The sequence below is a fragment of the Olleya sp. AS48 genome, from assembly GCF_038900355.1.
In the GTDB taxonomy this organism is placed as follows: Bacteria; Bacteroidota; Bacteroidia; order Flavobacteriales; family Flavobacteriaceae; genus Olleya.
On the sequence record NZ_JBBMRD010000008.1, the window covers coordinates 165208 to 185686 of the forward strand.

Sequence of the window (20479 nt, forward strand, 5' to 3'; positions counted from 1 at the left end):
TTCGCAGCTACGAAAGTGGCTTTTTTTATTATAAAAATTGACAATAAATACTATGTCTAAAAAACAACAACTCAACAAAATTTTAAATGAATTAAAAGCACAGACACCTTTAGTTCATAACATTACCAACTATGTGGTGATGAACACTACTGCCAATGCATTACTTGCTATTGGCGCATCACCTGTAATGGCTCATGCAATTGAAGAGGTCGAAGAGATTACTTCCATTTCTTCTGCCTTGGTAATTAATATGGGAACACTTAGCCCAAAGTGGGTTGAAGCAATGGAATTAGCCATTAAAAAAGCTAACCAACTTAGTATACCAGTTGTTTTTGACCCTGTAGGTGTAGGCGCTTCTTCATACAGAACTAAAACTGCTCTACAAATTATTGAACAATACAAACTTTCGGTTATTAGAGGAAATGCATCAGAAATTTTAGCATTAACTCAATTAAGCAATAATACTAAAGGTGTTGATAGTACAATAAGTTCAGAAAACGCATTAAATGCAGCTCAAGAGCTTTCAAAAAAATTAAATAGTACCATTGTTATAAGTGGTGCTGTAGATTATATTATTACTGGAGAGCTTATTGATAAAGTAACCAAAGGAAAACCTATTATGGCCAAAGTTACCGGAATGGGTTGCACTGCGACTAGCATCATTGGATCTTGTGTAGCAGTACACTCAAACTACCATGTGGCTTCATATATGGCAATGGAATTAATGGGAAAAGCAGGTAATAAGGCTGAAAAAATATCAAAAGGCACTGGGAGTTTTCAAATAAATTTTCTTGATGCGTTATACCAAATTTCTAATAAAGAATGAAACAGCAAGATTATTCTCTAATGTATGTTACTGATGAACGAATAACTGACAATACAGCGTTTTTAAATGTTTTAGAATCTAGTTTAAAAGGTGGCGTGAGCATAGTTCAATTAAGAGAAAAAAAACTAAACACAAAAGCATTTTATATTAGAGCCTTAGCTGTAAAAAATCTTTGTTTAAAATACAAGACTCCACTTATTATAAATGACAGAATAGATATTGCTTTAGCTATAGATGCAGATGGTGTACATATTGGTCAAAAGGATATGCCTGTAGGACTTGCTCGTAAGTTATTGGGCAAAAACAAAATTATTGGTTGGTCTGTAAGTAATATAAAACAAGCTTTGGAAGCTAACCATCTAGACGTGAATTATATTGGCATATCTCCAATTTTTAATACTAATACAAAAACAAAAGATTTAGACTTGCCATTAGGTATTGAAGGCTTAAAAGAAATAAAAAAAATATGCAGCATACCTATTATTTGTATTGGAGGTATCAACAACAAAAATACTGCAAGTATAATACAACATGGATCAGATGGTGTAGCAATAGTTTCGGCTATTTCACAAGCTGACAATCCAGAACAAGCAACAGCACAATTAAAAGAAATTATATGTCAAACTGGTACGAAAAAATAAATTTAAAAACAGCACACATTTTAGAACAAATAAAAGCGCATCATTTTATACAAGAGCTTATGGCTGGAACGCTTCCAAAAGACATATTTTATTTTTATATAAATCAAGATGCTATTTATTTATCTGAATACAAAAAGATTTTGGCACAAATAGGTATAAAATGTTATGATGAAAATGATACACAGTTTTTTTTGAATGCAGCCACAGGAATCATAAATGTAGAAAATGCCTTGCATCAAAATTTTCTTAATCAAAAAATTATAACAAACGAAGCTTCAATTACGTGCGAACTATATATAAGTTACTTATCGCGTATGGCATATACTAAATCTTTAGAAGAAGGTCTTGCAGCTGTGCTTCCATGTTTTACTATTTACCAACAGATTGGAGATTATATTTTAGCCAATCAGACAAATAAAAACAACAATCCCTACCAAGATTGGATTAACACCTATGGTGGAGAAGCATTTGCAAATTCAGTAAAAAGTGCAATTGAAATAACTAACAAACATACTATTAAAGCATCACATGAAAGTATAAATAACATGAATAAAGCTTTTGAAAAAGCTTCAAAATTAGAATGGATGTTTTGGGATAGTGCTTATAATAAAGAATCATGGAAAATATAAAAACACCCTACAAAAGTGTATTAACTATTGCTGGTAGCGACTCTGGTGGTTGCGCAGGAATACAGGCTGATATCAAAAGTATTTCGGCATGTGGCGCATTTGCAGCAAGTGTCATAACTGCATCTACAGCGCAAAATACCAAGGGTGTCTTTGATATACATCCAATGCCTATTTTTCATATTAAAAAACAACTGGATGCTGTGTTCTCTGATATTGATTTTGATGCCATAAAAATAGGCATGCTCCATTCTTGTGAAGTAATAGAAATTGTTGGTATGAAATTAGCTGAATACAATGCAAAAAACGTTGTACTAGATCCTGTAATGATAGCAACATCAGGCGACAAGTTAATTACAGATCAAGCTATAGATTGCTTAAAAAAATTATTACCAAAAGCATTGTTAATTACACCAAATAGTAAGGAAGCAGAAACATTAATTGGATATGTAATCCATAAAAACAACGTTAAAGCTGCTGCAAAAGATATTGGCCTAACGTTTAAAACATCTGTATTATTAAAAGGTGGTCATTTAGAAGATACTTCAGACGATATGTTTGATGTATTGTACAATTATTCAACTGATACATTATCTGTGTTTAAAAACCCAAGAATACACACAAATAATACACATGGTACTGGTTGTAGTTTATCTTCAAGTATAGCTGCATTTTTAAGTAAAGACGATGACTTAGAATATGCTGTTAAGCAAGCTTGTGAATATATAAACATGGCTATTGCTAATGGGAAAAACAAAATTTTAGGAAAAGGAAATGGTCCTATAAATCACTTTGGATTAAAATAACGACTTGCAATATTTAATTTATCTACAAACTTTTACTAACATAACACCTCAGCTATTTTAAATAAATGCATGTATTAAAAAGCACATAACTATAAACAATCCACATTATTTAATCACATATTATACAACACAAAAGCAGCTTACGTTTTAAGGTAAGCTGCTTTTTTTATTATAGACTTTATGTAGGTTATGGATTAATTAATCCATGTAATACATACCATTATCTCTAGTTTCTCCCTTAGACCCTAAACTGTTAAATTTCCAACTAAAATTAAGCATAAAGTATTGACGTAATACAGTACTTTGCGTATCCTGTATATAGTCATTAGTAGCTGTACGCCTTGCGTTGGTATTTTGATTTAATAAATCATAAACTTTTAGCGTGACTAACCCTTTATCTTTTAATACTGAATACGCTACACTAGCATTCCAAAACCAAGCATCTTTTTGAAAACCATCTGCTATATTTGGATTATAATTATAGGTGACATCATTTCGACATTCTAGACCTTTTGGAAGAAAAAATGCAGTATTTAAATCTAAATTATGAGATGTGAAGTTTCTGTCTTCAAAAGCTTCAATATCATATTTGTTATTTGTAAATGAAATTCGGTAACGTGGTTTAAACTCAAAAATAGTATTATAAACATAATCAATCCCAAAGTTTGGATTAAACACCAATACATTACTTGCGTATTGCACGTCGTTATTATAGTTTATATTTTTTGAAAAGTTTGACCAATTACCAATTTTAAATCTTACAGATTGTAAAGAGTCTATTTTAAACTTTTTACTATAATCCAATCCAAAATACCCACTTTGATTACCGTCTACATTGTCATAAGTAGTAATACGTTTTAAAGTTGCTGGATCAATTGTTGTTCTGGACACTACTGCATTTTGACTTCTAGAAATATTAGCATACATATAAAAACCAGAACGTTCTTGCCAATTATAAGCATTAAAGCCCATGTAAAAACTATGCTCATTAGTTGGCTCTAGATTAGGATTACCAACCACTGTATTTAATGGGTTTGATACATCCTCAAACGCTTGTAATTGCCTTAAAGATGGTGGTCTATTTGATAGTCTGTAATTGGCGTAAATAGAAGCCTTTTTACTAAATCTATAATTAAAATTAGATCGTAGTTCGACTGCTTTAAAATCTCTTTCAACATTAAATTGCGGTCGTAATCCATCTTGATTTTTCAAAGTTCTAGACACGTAATCTGCACCTATTCTAGCTGACCATTTTTCTTTATTATAACTTAAGCTAACTCCTGGTGCACTTTTTATATCAGTGTATTCAAAATCTGTACTTAACAGTTCATTAAAAGCATCATAATTATCTGTACCAGAGTTGTAATCAAAGGTACTTTGTATGTTTTCGTCTTTATTACGTTGGTATTCATAATCAAAACTTACAAAAAATTCTTTTTCAATAACTGGCAATCTATAGCTTATGTCAGTTTGTAAATTGTTGCTTGAGTTATCACCATCAGTAAATTGGTTTCGGTTAATAGTTTCTGGACTTGATCCAAACACTTCGGTATTAGAATTTATAAAGTCTTCACTTTCACTATTATTAAAACTGTTATCCAATCCAAATCTTAAAAAGGCACCTTTATTACCAAACTTTTTAGTAACGCTAATTTCATTTGAAAAGTTTTTAACGCGATTATCTACAAACGATGATAATGTAGATTGGTTGGTTAACGCTCTATCTTGATCTAAAGTTTCGTCTTGACTAGTATAATCTGTTGTACTCTTAGAGTAAGCAAAGGATGGTTTGATGTTTATAAAAAATGTAGTGTCAATTTTTATTTCAAAATCCGAATTTACAGTATGACTTTGTGTATCGTTATTTGAGCGAGATGTAGAATTAGAAAAATATCTAGAATCGGATAAAATAGTTTCCCTTTGGGAAGACGTTTCGTTTTCAGAATTACTGTTTGAGAAAAAATAATCTGCAGCAACTTCTGTTTTTTCGCTTAAAGCATCTGCATAATTGGCTCCTGCTAATTTAGAGGTTGTAATCCCTTGACCACCTCCAAATTGTCTTCCGTTAATACTAAAAGAACCATTGCTATCCCAACTTCGGCTTCCACCACTACCAAACATTTTTTCGATTTCACCAAAACTAAATCCTGGCGAGTTTATGTTATTACCACCAACCAAAACGCTAATACGTTGGTCGTTGTCAAACCTATTAAACATTCCGGCAAATTCATACCTTTTATCTGTCCCAACTCCTGCTGCAACACGTCCAAAAACACCTTTATTGTTTTCTTCTTTTATGGTTAAGTTTATGGTTTTGTTTTCTTTATCACCTTCTTCTCCTGTAAAGGCTTCACTTTTTGTTTTGGTATCAACAACTTGGATTTTTTCAATAATCTCTTTAGTTAAGTTTTTTATTGTAATAGAAGGATCATTTCCAAAAAAGGGTTTACCGTTTACCAATATTTTATTAACCTCTTTACCGTTAACTTTAATCTTACCTTCTTCATCAATTTCGACACCTGGTAATTGTTTTAGTAAATCCTCAACAGTTGCGTCTTTTTTTGTTTTAAATGAATTTACATTAAACTCTAAAGTATCTTTTTTAATAGTTACAGGAGCTGAAGACTTGATAACTACCTCATCTAAGGCATTACTAATTTGCAAATTAATTTTACCCAAATTAATATTTCCGCCTGCTTTGATAGCTATTTGTTTCTTGTAAGATTGGTAACCTACGTAAGACACTAGAAGGTTTAAATTTTCTTCAGCACTAGCATCTTCTAGACTAAAAGATCCATCTTTATCTGTTATAGTATACGTTACTAAACTACTGTCCTTGACACGCTCTAGATAAACCGTTGCGGCTTCTAAAGGTGCTTGATCTAAGTCATCAAGCACCTGACCTGTTATAATAAATTCTTTGGATTGACTAAATGAAAAAGTGGTACACAGCAGTGCAGTGATAATGATTAGATTACGCATTGGTTTTTGGTTGATGTTATAAAGCCTGATTAGTAGCTCTTTATTTTCAAAAACGAAAGTAACCTTGTAATATTATCTTTAGTCTTAAAAGAAACTTAAAATTTCCTTAAAATTATTTTTTACGCATGTAAACGCTAATTGGCACACCTTTAAAGTCATACAACTCACGTAATTTGTTTTCTAAATAACGCTTGTATCCTTCACGCACATATTGTGGTAAGTTACAGAAAAAAGCAAATTGCGGTTGTGGTGTTGGCAATTGCATTACGTATTTAATTTTAACAAATTTACCTTTATAAGCTGGTGGTGGATAATTATCTATGATAGGTAATAAAGTCTCATTAAGCTCGCTAGTTTTGATACGTTTAGATCGGTTTTGGTACACCTCAACAGCGGTTTCAATAGCTTTATAAATACGTTGCTTAGTTAATACCGAAATAAATACAATTGGCACATCAGTAAAAGGTTCTAATTGTGTTTTAATGTATTTTTCAAATTCGATAGTTGACTTGTGGTCTTTTTCTACTAAATCCCATTTATTAATTAGCACTACAATACCTTTTCTGTTACGTTGTGCTAACCAAAATATATTTTGTACTTGTCCATCAAATCCTCTGGTAGCATCAACTACTAAAAGACAAACATCAGAATGCTCAATAGCACGTACGCTTCGCATTACAGAGTAAAACTCTAAGTCTTCTTTTACTTTAGATTTTTTTCTAATTCCAGCAGTATCTACTAAATTAAATTCAAATCCAAAACGGTTATATTTTGTATCAATAGAGTCTCTGGTTGTACCAGCTATATCTGTAACAATATATCTATCTTCACCAATTAAGGCATTTATAAAAGATGATTTTCCAGCATTAGGACGACCAACTACTGCAAAACGTGGTATAGCATCTACTTCCTCTTCCTCCTCTTCTACTTCTGGTAATGCTGCTACTAAAGCATCTAATAAATCTCCAGTACCACTTCCGTTAATACTAGCAATAGTATGGTATTCACCAAGTCCTAAGTTGTAAAACTCGACAGCGTCTTCTTCACGCTTACCATTATCTACTTTATTAACTACTAAAAAGACAGGCTTTGTAACTTTACGCAGTAATCTTGCAACATCCTCATCCATTCCTGTTACACCATCTTCCACATTTACCATAAAAATAATAGCATCTGCTTCTTCAATAGCTAAAACAACTTGTTTATCGATTTCTGCTTCAAAAACATCATCACTTCCTTTTACATATCCTCCTGTATCGATTAACGAAAATTCTTTTCCGTTCCAATCACTTTTACCATAATGTCTATCTCTTGTAACACCACTAACAGCATCCACAATTGCCTCACGACGTTGAATTAAACGATTAAAAAAAGTTGATTTACCAACATTTGGTCTTCCTACAATAGCTACTATATTACCCATATCTTTGTTTTTTTATGCATTACATATCCTGTAAGCGAGTGCAAAGGTAGTGTTTAGTTTGAGAAAAAATAGTATTTTACTTTCATTATGAGATAATTATGAACGAAAATTTAAATGAAGTCGTGCTGCGTCCACGATTTAAGATAGAATTAAATAAATCACATACGTCTGTTTTAGAAGCTTTTGAAGCTAAACGACTGTACCAGAAGCAATTTATAGTCTCCAGAGTGGATGATCATGTGTTTATTAAATTACCAAAAGCGCAACAACAATTTTGGTCACCACAATTACATTTAGAGATAAATGATCTAGAAAACAACAAAAGTCAATTGTATGGGCTTTTTGGTCCTAATCCTACGGTTTGGACATTATTTATGTTTTTACATTTTTTAGTCGCTGGATTATTTATCGCATTTTGTATTTGGGCTTATTCCAATTATGCTTTAAAAGTAGATTATCAATTACAAGTTTGGGGACTAATTGGTATGGTTATACTATGGTTTATATTGTATTTTTCTGGACGTTTAAGTAAAACGTCAAACCAAAAAGAAATGACAGCACTTTACACGTTTATGAGTAGTGTTTTAGATGAATAAAAAAAAGCTTCAGTTTACACTGAAGCTTTTTTTAAAATTCGATTATATCTTATATATCTTATTGTTGATTTTCGTAAAATGATACTGTACCACTATCCTCGTTAGAGACTATCAATAGGTCTTTTCCTGTTGGACTATCTGCTGCAGGAATAGCTAACAGACCTTCTGGAGCCTCGTCTCCAGCGTGTGATAAAATGGATAAAAACACAGGAGCATTTGGATTAGTAATATCATACACCATAATTTGGTCTGTACGCTCTAATCCTACAAATAAAATATAACGTTGGTTACCAATATTTAAAACATCAACACTTTCTGGTTCTGCACCTTTATCATCGCTTCGTTTATCCTCATCATTAAAGGTTGCTGGAGTAGCTGCTAAGGTTTGCGTTGCAATACTATTACCACTATCATACACTAAAGCTCCATTTGCACTCCAGATAGAAAACGAACGTGCACCATAACTATACAAATAGTCATAATCACCATCGTTATCAATATCGCCTTCAGACAACATCACGTTTAATCGTCCTAAATTAGCTTCGTTTTGATAATCTTCTGACGCAGGAAACATAGTGGCATCCAAGGTTAAATCTTTAACTCTGTCAATGTCTATATAACCAGGAGTGCCTTCATATTCTCTTGCATCACCTTCATTAGCAGAAATCACATAATCTGTTCCGTTTATTCTAACAGATACAATAGCGTCTGGTTGGTACAACCCTCTAACTGGCCAATTTTTAAGTTGGGTTACGCCATCCTCGTTACTAGCATCCAAACTATTTTGAGGTAACATATGGTCTTTATAACCTAAAGGAAAAATAGCTTCAATGGTTTTTGTTAGCAGGTTAATTTTTGCAATTCCGTTATTTTCTTGAAGCGATACCCAAGCTGTCTGCGAGTCTTCTGACACTGTAATATATTCTGGCTCGACGTCTTTTGCTAGATCTGCATTTAATCCTGTTACTCTAAAATGATTGGCTTCCAAAGTAGCCTCTTGGCTATTAAAACTTGTAAAATCTAAAGTGGTAACAGTGTTATTATTTAAATCGATAATACTTACGGTTCCCATTGGATCGTTGGTATAATCTGCATTTGGCTCGCCTTCATTAGCTGATAAAATAAAATTACCATCTTTAGAAAATGTAACCATATCTGGTAACGCACCAACTGTATAGGTATTATTTAAAGACGCATCAGCAGTATTATACACTCTTATTTGTCCTGGATTTTGTTTAGTTGAAGCTTCAACAGCTACTGCTAACTTACCATCAAAAACTGCTACACTATTAGGTGCACCAAAACCACTTAAGCTAATGGATGCTTCTTGCAATGGTAGTTCTAAATCTGTAAGGTTATAAATAGAAATCTCATTACTTTCAGCATTAGTAACAAACAACTTTTTTGTTGTTTTATCATATGCAGAAATTTCGGCAGCAGCCTCTCCTCCAACATTAATTGTGGTTTTATAAGTAAAATTAACTGCTGTATTTACTGTTGGTAAATCTACTGAAGCGTCATCATCGTTTGCACAATGGAATAATGTTAAGGCTGAAAATAATAGTACTGACTTTTTTAAATGTTTCATTTTTAGTTGGTTTTTTTATAAACCATAAAAGTGAAACATCAAGTTTAACCTAAAGTTAAGTCAAAGCAACGATTACATTAAAATATGCTACTGATTGTAACCAAAACGTTTTAACTGACGTTGGTTGCTTCTCCAATTTTTATTAACTTTTACATAAAGCTCCAAGTGAATTTGCTTACCAAAGAATTTTTCTAGATCCTTTCTAGCCTCAACACCTACACGTTTTAAGGCACTTCCTTTATGTCCAATAATGATCCCTTTTTGCGTTTCGCGCTCCACCATAATTACAGATCTTACTCTGATTATTTGGTCTTCTTCAAAAAACTCTTCCGTATCAATCTCTACTGCATAAGGGATTTCCTTTTTATAATGCATTAAGATTTTTTCACGAATGGTTTCGTTTATAAAAAAGCGTTCTGGCTTGTCTGTTAATTGATCCTTTGGATAAAAGGCTGGAGATTCTGGTAATAATTCGATAATACGGTCAAAAACTTCTTTTACATTAAACCCTTCTAAAGCTGAAATTGCAATAATCTCTGCATTTGGCACTTTAGTTGCCCAAGATTGCACTTGCTCTTCTAACTGCTCTTGATTAGATTTATCAATTTTGTTTAAAAGTAATAAAACAGGGATTTTAGCATTGGTAATTTTATTAAAAAACGCTTCGTCTTTTAATTCTTTTTCACCAATTTCTACCATATAAATAAGGATGTCTGCATCATCAAAAGCGGACTTAACAAAATCCATCATAGAGGCTTGCAGCTCGTAAGCTGGTTTAATAATTCCTGGTGTATCACTTAGTATTACCTGAAAATCTTCACCATTAACAATCCCTAAAATCCTGTGTCTTGTGGTTTGTGCCTTAGAGGTAATTATAGACAATTTTTCGCCTACAAAGGCATTCATAAGTGTTGACTTACCTACGTTTGGATTACCAATAATATTTACAAAACCTGCTTTATGTGCCATCTTAATCTTATTTAATAGACCGCAAAGTTACGACCTTGGTTTGTTTATTCCTCTATCATACATCACAATACTTCCTGCAACAGATACATTTAAGCTTAATTGCGACTTAAATTTAACCAAAAAATGGCTTTTATCTATCGCTTGTTTAGATAATCCATGATCCTCTGCACCTAATAAATAGACACAACGTCTAGGATGATGGAAGGTTTCTAGATCCACTGCTGTATCATCCAGCTCCACACCTACTAATCGCGCACCTTTTGGGATGTTATCATAAAAATCCTGAAAGGTATCATAATGAAAATATGGCATAGACTTGACTGCATTATGCGTATCGCAAGCTTGTTTAGCATACCTATTACCAATTGTAAAAATATAGCTTGCGCCTAAATTTTGTGCAGTACGCCAAAGGACACCTAAGTTTTCTGGTGTTTTTCCGTTTTGGATACCTATACCAAAATATTCGTTTTCAAAATTATCTACCATGTTACAAAAGTAAAATTTTTAAGTACATTTTAAACACTTCGTCATACATATCCATGATGGAAGCTATCATAAAATTTTACTAATTAACTGAAAGGTCTTGTTTTTAAAACGACAAAAATTGTAATTTCATCTAAAAATTAACCAATGACCATTTTAAGACCTGTTATTATACTACTATTACTAGCCTTAAACACGTCCTGTAAAGAGCGTAACACTAGTAATACTGCAACAGTCATAGATAGTACAACAGTAACAACGACTACCCTTAGTAAAGCGCAGCAAATTATAAATAAAACTATTTTGGCTCATGGTGGCGACTTATACCAAACTGCACATTATGCGTTTACTTTTAGAGATAAGCAGTATCAATTTAAAAATGAAGGTTCTAATTATAAGTACACTAAAACGTATATAAAGGACAACGATACGATCCAAGATATATTGACTAATACTACATTTATAAGACTTTTAAATAATAAAGCAGTTACACTAACGGAAAAGGAAATTGTGGATGGCTCAGGAGCGATAAACTCGGTTATTTATTTTGCTATGTTACCTTACAAATTAAATGATCCTGCTGTTAATGCTAGTTATGTTGAAGCTACTACTATAAAAAACAAAGACTATGCAGTCATACAAATTACTTTTAATGAAGCAGGAGGTGGACAAGACTTTGACGACCAGTTTTATTATTGGATAAATAAGGACACTAATAAAATTGACTATTTAGCCTACAGTTATCATGTCAATGAAGGTGGTGTAAGATTTAGAAGCGCTTATAACAGTCGTGTTATTGATGGCATAACGTTTCAGGATTATATAAATTATAAAGCCGATGTTGGTACTGCATTACAAACGCTACCTACATTATATGAAGCTGATGTGCTTGAAAAACTTTCAGAAATAAAAACCGAGAACATAATTAATTTAAACAAAAACTAAAATGAAAAAATTACTATTTATTATCGCAGTTGTATTAACAGGAACGACTGTCAATGCACAAGAGTTTGCTAAAATGGACAAAAGCCCAATGGATCGTGCCTATTTTCCAGAAAACGCACCAAAACGAGCGTTTGAAAAAGATGAAGCTAAGCAAGCCGCAATGGAGCCACAAATTAGAGTAACTTACTCTAGACCTGCAAAAAAAGGGAGAGACATTTTTGGAGGTTTATTAAAATTTGGAGAAGCATGGCGAGTTGGAGCTAATGAGTCTACTGAAATTTTATTTTTAAACGATGTTACTGTAGGCGGAAAAACGGTAAAAGCTGGAAGATATTCTATAATAATCATCCCTACTGCTAACGAGTGGACACTTAAACTAAATACTGGTTTAGATGGTTGGGGAAATTACGGTTATGACGAAAGTAACGATGTTGCTAGTGTAAGCGTAGCTGTTACTGAAAGTGATACAGAAATTGAAAACCTGTCTATCGCGTTATACGAAGCATCTAAAAACACAGTACACTTAAAAATTGGATGGGATACTACTGTTGTAGAGTTTCCTATTACTTTAAAATAAGACTTAATTACTAAAAAAAGCCTCGCAAATTGCGAGGCTTTTTTTTAAAACGCTATTTACATACTGTTTAATTTTATGCTACGGTTACTTTTTAAGCATATAATCCTGCCATTTTACCAATATATACTTCTCTATTCCGCTCTCCTTTTTTTTCATAAAACCAAACTCGTAAACAAATAAATACACTTCATCTTTGTTGTTTTTCCAGTAATGGGTAAAAAAATTGGGATCAAACCCTAAATCTAATACTACGTTAGATCTAACCGTCACTTTCCCAGCTTTGTTGTAAATTTTTAAAATACGCCTATTTAGCTTCAATTGTTTGTCTACACGACTATAAAACTTGGGTGTATCCTCTATCATTTTATTATAATGAAAAGAGCTTTTGCAATAAGCATCACAAAATTTTTTATCCGATCGTCCTGATACCTCTTTATTACAAGACAGACATGTTTTGCTTTTTTTCATAAAAAAGAATATACAGCGGTTATTTATACGTTTATTAAACGTTTAATATACAACTATTTACACAAATAAAAGTAATATTGGCTATGGAACTAAAGAAACATATTACACTAAAACATCTTTTAATAGATAATAAAAAATTTATTGGACTACAATTTTACTCTGATAAGGTATTAAATTCATTAATAAAAGAATTACCAGATTTACAATGGACAGATGAGTTTAATATGCATTATATTGAAAACACCTCAAATAACTTAAGTGCAATTTTTGATTTATTTAGAGGTGTTGCCTGGATTAATGGAAAATATTTTTTTCAGACCACCAAATCCAAACAATTGGATGAAGAATTTAATGTAGAATGGTACAGAAAACGAGACTTACCCAAAAACTTGAAGTCTTGTCCAGAATCTTATTTTCAAAAATTAGAATTAAAAAGATACGCTAATAACACAGTAAAATCCTACGTGTCTTGTTTTGAAAGATTTATAAACTACCATAAAAATAAAGATATAGATAGCTTAAATGAAGTAGACATACGCAACTACATACAGGTGTTGATACAGAGCAAACACTCCAACTCCTACATAAATCAAGCTATTAATAGTATAAAGTTTTATTACGAAGTTGTTTTAGGCATGCCAAACCGGTTTTATGCAATTGAAAGACCTAGGAAAGAAGCCAAACTACCAATTGTATTATCCAAAATAGAAGTTTTAAAACTTATTGAATCCACCAACAACATAAAACATAAATGTATTGTTAGCCTACTCTATTCGGCTGGATTACGTCGAAGCGAATTATTAAGTTTAAAACCAAAAGACATAGATAGTAAACGTATGGTAATAAAAGTATTAGGATCCAAAGGAAATAAAGATCGTTACACGTTATTATCGCATAGTATTCTAAAAGATTTAAGACTGTATTTTAAGCAATACCAACCAAAAGATTATTTATTTGAAGGCGTAAGAGGTAAAAAATACAATGCAAATAGTGTTTATAAAATTGTAAGCAATGCAGGAGCAAAAGCTGGACTAAAAGTTAAAGTTTCACCACATGTGTTAAGACATAGTTTTGCGACTCACCTCCTAGAATCTGGTACAGACTTAAGGTATATACAGATACTACTTGGTCATAACTCGTCAAAAACCACAGAAATATACACTCATGTTGCCACAAATACTTTTAACTTAATAAAAAATCCATTAGATTTGTAGGTATATATAATAGGAATAAACTCCCTTGGGAGTTTATTCAATTGTTGTGGGCAATTAAAATCAACCGATAGAAATTAAGACTGAATGAATAAAATTTTTAAAATATTACCCTTTCTTCTACTTACAGTTATTGGATGTAAAGCACAGGACAAAGAAACTTCTGATTTTATTCCAAAAGGTTATGTGGAGTTTGAAAAATATTTTGGAGACCTTAATAAAGACGGACAAGATGATTGTGTTATTGTAATTAAACAAACTGACACAAATAATATTGTTACAAATCGGTTTGATAAAAAAGTTGACAGAAATAGACGTGGAATTATAGTCTTATTTAAAAATGGAAAAGGTTTTGAACTTGCCGACAAAAATTATAATTGCTTTTCGTCAGAAAATGAAGATGGTGGAGTTTATTTTCCGCCAGATTTATGGATTGAGATTAAAAACGAAAAACTGTATGTTCATTATGGACACGGCAGATATGGATATTGGGAATATACTTTTCGATTTCAAAACTCGAATTTTGAATTAATTGGATATGATTCAAGTAGTAATCGTGGACCAGTAACAAGTACAGAAACAAGTATTAACTTCTTGACAAAAAAGAAATTAATCAAAGAGAATACAAATGAAAATGCGGAAGGTGGAGATGAGATATTTAAGGAAACTTGGAATAATATTGAAATAGAAAATCTAATCAAACTATCTGAAATAAAAGACTTTGACGAATTAGATATGTATAATTATTAAATAAAAAACTGCCCACAACAACGTGTATAATTAATTGCTTGGTCACTGCCGACTTACGAACATTCCTGCGGAATATTCTATCTGTGATTTATTTGCTAAATTAGTTGATTAACCACGCAACTAACCATACACAACAACGTTGGGTACAATTATGACGAACGGCATTTTTCATAACAAAGAGTTTGAAATAAACGGAATTTCTGTACCTGATTTTGAACTGAAAAGTGGAAATCTAATCCGAATTTATATTCCGAATTTCAATCTTGCAAACTTACCATTAGGTTTTGACTTGACTATCGAATTGATAAAACGGTTCCAAAATCAAAAAACTGATTTTCCTTGGGCAAAAAACTACCGACAAAATACTGTTGCGGAATTTTTAAGTCCTTTGACTGTAAACAAATATCTGATTAATAAAATGCAGATTGACAAACTGACCGCAAAAAGAATAGCAGAAGAAATCGGAATTAAGTTAAATGAGAAATTTGAATACTTGAGTTTCAAAAACAAAAAAGCACTAATCATAAAAGCCTATTTTGAAAAAAACGATTCTATCCTTTTAGATTATTATGGAGTTGACGCAATGGGAATTGAGTTTTTGGAAAATTTAATTAATACCGAAATAGAAAAAGGTAAATCTGCAATCGCTTTTGACAATTTACAATTTGCGAACGAAAAAGAACCTTATGAAAATATTAAACCTATAAAAATAACTGTACCCAACACCGCGTATATTTAATTGCTTCTTTCTTGCCTACTTGCGAATATTCCTGCGGAATATTCACGGGTTCGTAAAAGTTTGCTAAATTAGTTGCTAAACCACGCAACTAAACATACACAAACACGTTGTACCCAATTTGAGAAAAATGAAGTTATTATCAAAATACATATTTCTTTTAATGCCTTTTCTGACTTTCTCTCAAAATTCTGAATTGAATTTAAGTTTAGAAGAGAGCTTCAAAGATTATTCATCAGCTATCCTTAATGAGGATATTGAATCGGAACTTGAATTAATGTATCCAACATTATTTGAAAATTCTTCTATAGAAAAAATTAAATCTGAATATGAAAAAGACAACCTAAAAAAAGACACCACTCAAATAACAAAAACTAAGAATATTTTAGTCATTATAAAAACAATTTCAGAACCAATAAAAAAGAGAAGTAATGAATATCGAGTCATCGATTATATAGTAGTTAAAAATATAACATTCGGTAAAGAATATCATGAAGACTTAAAAAGAGAAGCTTCGGCTTCAGAAAATGAGAAAAAGAATTGGATTTGTAATAATCACTCAAGAAGAGACTATCCTGTTCAATCTTTATCTTTTAACGAACAAACAAGAATCGGAACCTACTCTTATCACAAAAAAATCTTAGCAATTCGTAATTTAAGTTCTAAAAAATGGCACTTTATATCTGATAAATGGTGGAGTTTCCAATCTCTATCAAAACATAAAAACAATACTGGATGGATTATTCCTAGAAATTACAAAAAAAGAAACATATCAAATATTCAATGTTTTATTCCTAGAAAAATTATGAAAAAAATGGAAAGAAAAACTGGGTACAACAACGTGTATAATTAATTGCTTGTTTTAAGCCTACTTACGAACATTCCTGCGGAATATTCTATCTGTGATTTATTTGCTAACTTAGTTGCTTAAATCACGCAACTAACCATACACAAACACGTTGTACCCAATTTGAGAAAAATGAAGTTATTATCAAAATACATATTTCTTTTAATGCCTTTTCTGACTTTCTCTCAAAATTCTGAATTGAATTTAAGTTTAGAAGAGAGCTTTAAAGATTATTCATCAGCTATCCTTAATGAGGATATTGAATCGGAACTTGAATTAATGTATCCAACATTATTTGAAAATTCTTCTATAGAAAAAATTAAATCTGAATATGAAAAAGACAACCTACAAAAAGACACCACTCAAATAACAAAAACTAAGAATATTTTAGTCATTATAAAAACAATTTCACAACCAATAAAAAAGAGAAGTAATGAATATCGAGTCATCGATTATATAGTAGTTAAAAATATAACATTCGGTAAAGAATATCATGAAGACTTAAAAAGAGAAGCTTCGGCTTCAGAAAATGAGAAAAAGAATTGGATTTGTAATAATCACTCAAGAAGAGACTATTCTGTTCAATCTTTATCTTTTAACGAACAAACAAGAATCGGAACCTACTCTTATCACAAAAAAATCTTAGCAATTCGTAATTTAAGTTCTAAAAAATGGCACTTTATATCTGATAAATGGTGGAGTTTCCAATCTCTATCAAAACATAAAAACAATACTGGATGGATTATTCCTAGAAATTACAAAAAAAGAAACATATCAAATATTCAATGTTTTATTCCTAGAAAAATTATGAAAAAAATGGAAAGAAAAACTGGGTACAACACCGTGTATAATTAATTGCTTGTTTTAAGCCTACTTACGAACATTCCTGCGGAATATTCTATCTGTGATTTATTTGCTAACTTAGTTGTCTAAATCACGCAACTAACCATACACAATCACGTTGCCTACAATTGCAGAGCTCAATTCAAAACGTGTCATAACGAATATAAAAACCACTGATTTCAAGCTAACTTTATTAGTCTTTAGCTAAAAAAAAGTACACAGTTTACCAATTCAGAATTTTAGCCTGATAATGTAAAAAATACGATCTTCCGATATTCACTCAGACGCAACAACGACGCAAACCGAATTAGCTTGTTTCTCAATAAAAAAAGTAAAAATTAAAAACTGTAGGCAACACAGCATATAAAAAATTGTTTACTTTAGTGTCTAAATTATGGAAGTTGTTTATTTACTTACTGCTGAAATTCCTACGGAATTTCATTGCACGCAAATCACAACTTTCCATATCCAACAACGTTGGCAAACATTTGACGAAAACCCTAATAATAGAAATTTGAACATAAAATAATTAATGAATTTAAAGAAAATACTCACATTAGACATTTTAGAAACTAGTATTCGAATTTGGACTGCATTTTTTATTTTTATTTATGGAATGGGTAAATCCACGCAATTTGAAGGTTCTAAATTAGTTGATATTTCAATAAAAGATGCAACTAAATTTGAAATGATGTGGGCATTTTTTGGAACAACAAAAGAATATCCTATTATAATTGGATGTCTACAAATAATAGGTGCGATTTTATTAGTATTTCGGAAAACAAAACTTTTTGGAGCAATATTACTAACACCTATTTTTATAAATATAATCTTACTTGACATATTTTATAAAATCCACTTTGGAGCATTATTGAATGCAATGATTTATCAAAGTGTTTTTATATTTATAATTATACAACAGAGAAAAAGAATTGGAGAAGTTTTTAAAATATTGATAATTGAAAATGACAAAAAAATATCTATCGGAATTTCTGTCGCGAAATTTGTAATCGCAGTTATTCTTGCTACGATATTATTTTTCGGATTTCAAAAACTATCTGGATATATATAAAAAACGATTTGCCAACAACGTGTATAATTAATTGCTTTGGCAAGTGCTTATTTGGAAAATTCCTTCGGAATTTTATCGCGTTCGTTTTTGTTTACTAAATTAGTTACTTAAACACGCAACTAACCATACACAACAACGTTACCCAACATTTGAAAAAAACTTACGAAATACAGCATAAACTTTTGAAAAGATTGATTTTCGACAATCTAATAGTGACTTTATTGCTGATAGTTTTATTCCCACTTTATTTCAAGTGGAAAAACGGAACGGAATTTATTTTCGAGGAATTTATAATTTGGATATTAATTGCATTTACAGTCATAACAAATATTCCAGCAGTTGTTATATATCTAAATTATTATCGTGAGAATAAAAACACGAAATTTACTTTAGACTTTGAAGAAGAAAAGATATTAATTACGAAAGACGGAATTGAAAAAGAATATTTAAGAACTGAAATTAAAAAATCTACATATCATTTAGGAATTTATTACAAAAATGCAATTGATAGAGCTGGCAGAATACCAATGCTAATTTCCGATTTCGGTTATTGGGATTTACAATTCAAAAATGGCGATAGATATTTTTTATCAAATATTCTTCACGATTTTCTTCACGACTCACCAAAAGTTCCAAAAACTAAATATAGATTTAGATTTTATCCATACATCAAAAAGAATGATAACAAACAAGCTATAGACCTGAATAAAAAACCAAAAAAGGAAAAAACTTTAACTGAAACTTTTATCGAAAAATTTAAAACCAAAAACGAAAGACAATTAAGAGAAATTTTAGATAATAAAAAAAGTTATCAGAAAGAAGCTGTGGAAGCTGCCGAATTAGTTCTGAAAAATAAAAACGTTGGGTAACACCGTGTATAATTAATTGCTTTGGTCGTTACTTATTTGGAAAATTCCTTCGGAATTTTCTCGTGTTCGTTTTTGTTTACTAACTTAGTTGCTTAACCACGCAACTAACCATACACAAACACGTTGTGTACAATATGAAGAACGTCCATAAAATATGACAAAAGAACAAGAAAATAGATTTCTGATATTATTTGCACTTCGTAATTTGGAAAACTCTTCATCTAAGAATGAGGTATTAAACTTCCTACTTGAAAACGACTTAATTAAACTAACAGATTTTGATTTTGAAATTCTTGATTCTAGGAAAGAAGAAAGATGGAGAAATGAATTAGCTTTTGTTCGAAGTCATTTAGTGAAAAGTGGTCATTTACAAAATAATAAACGAAATCGGTGGGAATTGACTGAATTAAGTGAAAGCTATTATTCTGAATTGAATAATCTAATTAATGAAGACACTTTTAGAATAAATAAAGAAGCCTTAAATACGTTCAAGATTGAAAATAAAGATTTAGTAAATGAAAAACGTGAAATTTATAAAGTAAGAAATAAAGAAAAACTGTCCGAAACTGAAAAGGAAAACATAATCTTAAGTAGAATAGGACAAGGAATATTTAGAAAAGACTTAATAAAATTATATGGAAAGTGTTGTATAAGTGGTTTTGATTTTGAAAAACTACTTATTGCTTCACATATAAAACCTTGGAAATTCTCGAACAATACAGAAAGACTTGACAAATATAATGGTTTACTACTTCAACCGACTTTTGATAAATTATTTGATTTAGGTTATATAACATTTAGTAATTTTGGAAAAATAAAAATCTCTAGTCAAATTAAAGATTTAGAAGTTTTAGGTTTAAAAGAAGAAATGAAAATCGTTATTCACGAGAAATCTTTTGATTATATGGAATATCATCGAAAAAATATATTTGTGAAATAATACTGTACACAACACCGTATATAATTTATTGCTAGCTTCTCGCCTACTTACGAAAGTCCTCGCGGACTTTCTTGGTCGGTAATTATTTACTAAATTAGTTGCTTAAACCACGCAACAAACCATATACAAACACGTTGCCTACAATTGCAACGCTCTATTCAAAACGTGTCATACCGAATATAAAAACCACTGATTTTAAGCTAACTTTAATAGTCTTTAGCTAACGTAAAGTACACAGTTAACCAATTCAGAATTTTAGCCTGATAATGTAAAAAATACGA

At 31.1% G+C, this 20479-nt stretch carries 21 protein-coding genes; 15 read left to right on the forward strand and 6 right to left on the reverse strand.

Translation table 11 applies throughout. The features are described 5' to 3' along the window. Window positions 1-52: 52 nt before the first annotated feature. From thiM to thiD, 4 genes are read left to right on the forward strand one after another with little or no spacing between them, the layout of a single operon-like run. Window positions 53-826 (forward strand): hydroxyethylthiazole kinase, encoded by a 774-nt coding sequence (gene thiM, locus WNY60_RS11465; RefSeq protein WP_342862449.1) that lies wholly within the window; start codon window positions 53-55, stop codon window positions 824-826. Beyond that, on the forward strand, window positions 823-1467 hold the full coding sequence (gene thiE, locus WNY60_RS11470; protein WP_342862450.1) for a thiamine phosphate synthase: 645 nt from the start codon (window positions 823-825) through the stop codon (window positions 1465-1467). The genes thiM and thiE overlap by 4 nt, the downstream gene beginning before the upstream one ends. Then, a complete protein-coding gene (locus WNY60_RS11475) occupies window positions 1443-2096 on the forward strand; it encodes a TenA family protein (RefSeq protein WP_342862451.1) in 654 nt (217 codons plus the stop codon). The genes thiE and WNY60_RS11475 overlap by 25 nt, the downstream gene beginning before the upstream one ends. Then, complete coding sequence (gene thiD, locus WNY60_RS11480) at window positions 2084-2899, forward strand: bifunctional hydroxymethylpyrimidine kinase/phosphomethylpyrimidine kinase (protein WP_342862452.1); 816 nt, start codon at window positions 2084-2086, stop codon at window positions 2897-2899. The genes WNY60_RS11475 and thiD overlap by 13 nt, the downstream gene beginning before the upstream one ends. Window positions 2900-3097: 198 nt before the next feature. On the opposite strand, the gene WNY60_RS11485 is transcribed toward thiD, so the two are convergent. After that, window positions 3098-5881, reverse strand: a complete 2784-nt coding sequence (locus tag WNY60_RS11485) for a TonB-dependent receptor (RefSeq protein WP_342862453.1) — start codon at window positions 5879-5881, stop codon at window positions 3098-3100. 112 nt (window positions 5882-5993) lie between these two features. Further along, the gene (gene der / locus WNY60_RS11490; RefSeq protein ID WP_145002996.1) at window positions 5994-7304 is read right to left on the reverse strand and encodes a ribosome biogenesis GTPase Der; all 1311 of its coding nucleotides are present in this window, start codon (window positions 7302-7304) and stop codon (window positions 5994-5996) included. 98 nt (window positions 7305-7402) lie between these two features. Here der and WNY60_RS11495 point away from each other — a divergent pair, with 98 nt between their 5' ends. Continuing rightward, window positions 7403-7900: a GTP-binding protein gene (locus WNY60_RS11495; protein WP_342862454.1), complete on the forward strand. Its 498-nt coding sequence runs from the start codon at window positions 7403-7405 to the stop codon at window positions 7898-7900. A 58-nt stretch (window positions 7901-7958) separates the two neighbouring features. Here the strand turns inward: WNY60_RS11495 and WNY60_RS11500 are convergent, their stop codons facing one another. From WNY60_RS11500 to WNY60_RS11510, 3 genes are all read right to left on the reverse strand, one after another. Then, complete coding sequence (locus WNY60_RS11500) at window positions 7959-9488, reverse strand: choice-of-anchor I family protein (protein ID WP_145003002.1); 1530 nt, start codon at window positions 9486-9488, stop codon at window positions 7959-7961. 87 nt (window positions 9489-9575) lie between these two features. Further along, window positions 9576-10457 carry a GTPase Era gene (era, locus tag WNY60_RS11505; RefSeq protein WP_145003005.1) on the reverse strand — a complete coding sequence of 294 codons (882 nt, stop codon included), beginning with the start codon at window positions 10455-10457 and terminating at the stop codon, window positions 9576-9578. Window positions 10458-10484: 27 nt separating this feature from the next. Beyond that, window positions 10485-10943: an RNA methyltransferase gene (locus WNY60_RS11510; protein ID WP_292950088.1), complete on the reverse strand. Its 459-nt coding sequence runs from the start codon at window positions 10941-10943 to the stop codon at window positions 10485-10487. Between the two features lie 144 nt (window positions 10944-11087). On the opposite strand from WNY60_RS11510, the gene WNY60_RS11515 reads away from it, so the two are divergent. Beyond that, window positions 11088-11885, forward strand: a complete 798-nt coding sequence (locus WNY60_RS11515) for a DUF6503 family protein (RefSeq protein WP_342862455.1) — start codon at window positions 11088-11090, stop codon at window positions 11883-11885. Window position 11886: 1 nt separating this feature from the next. Beyond that, a complete protein-coding gene (locus WNY60_RS11520; protein ID WP_342862456.1) occupies window positions 11887-12462 on the forward strand; it encodes a DUF2911 domain-containing protein in 576 nt (191 codons plus the stop codon). A gap of 84 nt (window positions 12463-12546) precedes the next feature. Here WNY60_RS11520 and WNY60_RS11525 read toward each other — a convergent pair whose 3' ends face one another. After that, window positions 12547-12930, reverse strand: coding sequence for a hypothetical protein (locus WNY60_RS11525; protein ID WP_145003013.1), 384 nt, complete (start codon window positions 12928-12930; stop codon window positions 12547-12549). Window positions 12931-13013: 83 nt separating this feature from the next. Here WNY60_RS11525 and xerA point away from each other — a divergent pair, with 83 nt between their 5' ends. The 8 genes from xerA to WNY60_RS11565 all read left to right on the forward strand — a co-directional run bounded on the left by xerA (window position 13014) and on the right by WNY60_RS11565 (window position 20198). Continuing rightward, window positions 13014-14144: a site-specific tyrosine recombinase/integron integrase gene (gene xerA / locus WNY60_RS11530; protein WP_342862457.1), complete on the forward strand. Its 1131-nt coding sequence runs from the start codon at window positions 13014-13016 to the stop codon at window positions 14142-14144. A gap of 84 nt (window positions 14145-14228) precedes the next feature. Further along, on the forward strand, window positions 14229-14891 hold the full coding sequence (locus WNY60_RS11535; protein ID WP_342862458.1) for a hypothetical protein: 663 nt from the start codon (window positions 14229-14231) through the stop codon (window positions 14889-14891). Between the two features lie 151 nt (window positions 14892-15042). Then, window positions 15043-15630: a hypothetical protein gene (locus WNY60_RS11540; RefSeq protein WP_342862459.1), complete on the forward strand. Its 588-nt coding sequence runs from the start codon at window positions 15043-15045 to the stop codon at window positions 15628-15630. A gap of 127 nt (window positions 15631-15757) precedes the next feature. Beyond that, the gene (locus WNY60_RS11545) at window positions 15758-16480 is read left to right on the forward strand and encodes a hypothetical protein (RefSeq protein WP_342862460.1); all 723 of its coding nucleotides are present in this window, start codon (window positions 15758-15760) and stop codon (window positions 16478-16480) included. A gap of 126 nt (window positions 16481-16606) precedes the next feature. Continuing rightward, complete coding sequence (locus WNY60_RS11550) at window positions 16607-17329, forward strand: hypothetical protein (RefSeq protein ID WP_342862461.1); 723 nt, start codon at window positions 16607-16609, stop codon at window positions 17327-17329. A gap of 520 nt (window positions 17330-17849) precedes the next feature. Continuing rightward, entirely contained in the window at window positions 17850-18389 is a 540-nt protein-coding gene (locus WNY60_RS11555; RefSeq protein ID WP_342862462.1) for a hypothetical protein, read from the forward strand. A 149-nt stretch (window positions 18390-18538) separates the two neighbouring features. Then, the gene (locus WNY60_RS11560) at window positions 18539-19258 is read left to right on the forward strand and encodes a hypothetical protein (RefSeq protein ID WP_342862463.1); all 720 of its coding nucleotides are present in this window, start codon (window positions 18539-18541) and stop codon (window positions 19256-19258) included. Window positions 19259-19412: 154 nt separating this feature from the next. After that, window positions 19413-20198: an HNH endonuclease gene (locus WNY60_RS11565; protein ID WP_342862464.1), complete on the forward strand. Its 786-nt coding sequence runs from the start codon at window positions 19413-19415 to the stop codon at window positions 20196-20198. Window positions 20199-20479 lie beyond the last annotated feature (281 nt).

Excerpts from the sequence above, each read along its gene's own strand:
- xerA (WP_342862457.1), top strand. The coding sequence starts at position 13,014 with ATGGAACTAAAGAAACATATTACACTAAAACATCTTTTAATAGATAAT.
- der (WP_145002996.1), bottom strand. The coding sequence starts at position 7,304 with ATGGGTAATATAGTAGCTATTGTAGGAAGACCAAATGTTGGTAAATCA.
- WNY60_RS11565 (WP_342862464.1), top strand. The coding sequence starts at position 19,413 with ATGACAAAAGAACAAGAAAATAGATTTCTGATATTATTTGCACTTCGT.
- WNY60_RS11520 (WP_342862456.1), top strand. The coding sequence starts at position 11,887 with ATGAAAAAATTACTATTTATTATCGCAGTTGTATTAACAGGAACGACT.
- thiM (WP_342862449.1), top strand. The coding sequence starts at position 53 with ATGTCTAAAAAACAACAACTCAACAAAATTTTAAATGAATTAAAAGCA.
- WNY60_RS11550 (WP_342862461.1), top strand. The coding sequence starts at position 16,607 with ATGAAGTTATTATCAAAATACATATTTCTTTTAATGCCTTTTCTGACT.
- WNY60_RS11515 (WP_342862455.1), top strand. The coding sequence starts at position 11,088 with ATGACCATTTTAAGACCTGTTATTATACTACTATTACTAGCCTTAAAC.
- WNY60_RS11485 (WP_342862453.1), bottom strand. The coding sequence starts at position 5,881 with ATGCGTAATCTAATCATTATCACTGCACTGCTGTGTACCACTTTTTCA.
- thiE (WP_342862450.1), top strand. The coding sequence starts at position 823 with ATGAAACAGCAAGATTATTCTCTAATGTATGTTACTGATGAACGAATA.
- WNY60_RS11500 (WP_145003002.1), bottom strand. The coding sequence starts at position 9,488 with ATGAAACATTTAAAAAAGTCAGTACTATTATTTTCAGCCTTAACATTA.
- WNY60_RS11535 (WP_342862458.1), top strand. The coding sequence starts at position 14,229 with ATGAATAAAATTTTTAAAATATTACCCTTTCTTCTACTTACAGTTATT.
- WNY60_RS11540 (WP_342862459.1), top strand. The coding sequence starts at position 15,043 with ATGACGAACGGCATTTTTCATAACAAAGAGTTTGAAATAAACGGAATT.
- thiD (WP_342862452.1), top strand. The coding sequence starts at position 2,084 with ATGGAAAATATAAAAACACCCTACAAAAGTGTATTAACTATTGCTGGT.
- WNY60_RS11495 (WP_342862454.1), top strand. The coding sequence starts at position 7,403 with ATGAACGAAAATTTAAATGAAGTCGTGCTGCGTCCACGATTTAAGATA.
- WNY60_RS11545 (WP_342862460.1), top strand. The coding sequence starts at position 15,758 with ATGAAGTTATTATCAAAATACATATTTCTTTTAATGCCTTTTCTGACT.
- WNY60_RS11555 (WP_342862462.1), top strand. The coding sequence starts at position 17,850 with ATGAATTTAAAGAAAATACTCACATTAGACATTTTAGAAACTAGTATT.
- WNY60_RS11475 (WP_342862451.1), top strand. The coding sequence starts at position 1,443 with ATGTCAAACTGGTACGAAAAAATAAATTTAAAAACAGCACACATTTTA.
- era (WP_145003005.1), bottom strand. The coding sequence starts at position 10,457 with ATGGCACATAAAGCAGGTTTTGTAAATATTATTGGTAATCCAAACGTA.
- WNY60_RS11525 (WP_145003013.1), bottom strand. The coding sequence starts at position 12,930 with ATGAAAAAAAGCAAAACATGTCTGTCTTGTAATAAAGAGGTATCAGGA.
- WNY60_RS11510 (WP_292950088.1), bottom strand. The coding sequence starts at position 10,943 with ATGGTAGATAATTTTGAAAACGAATATTTTGGTATAGGTATCCAAAAC.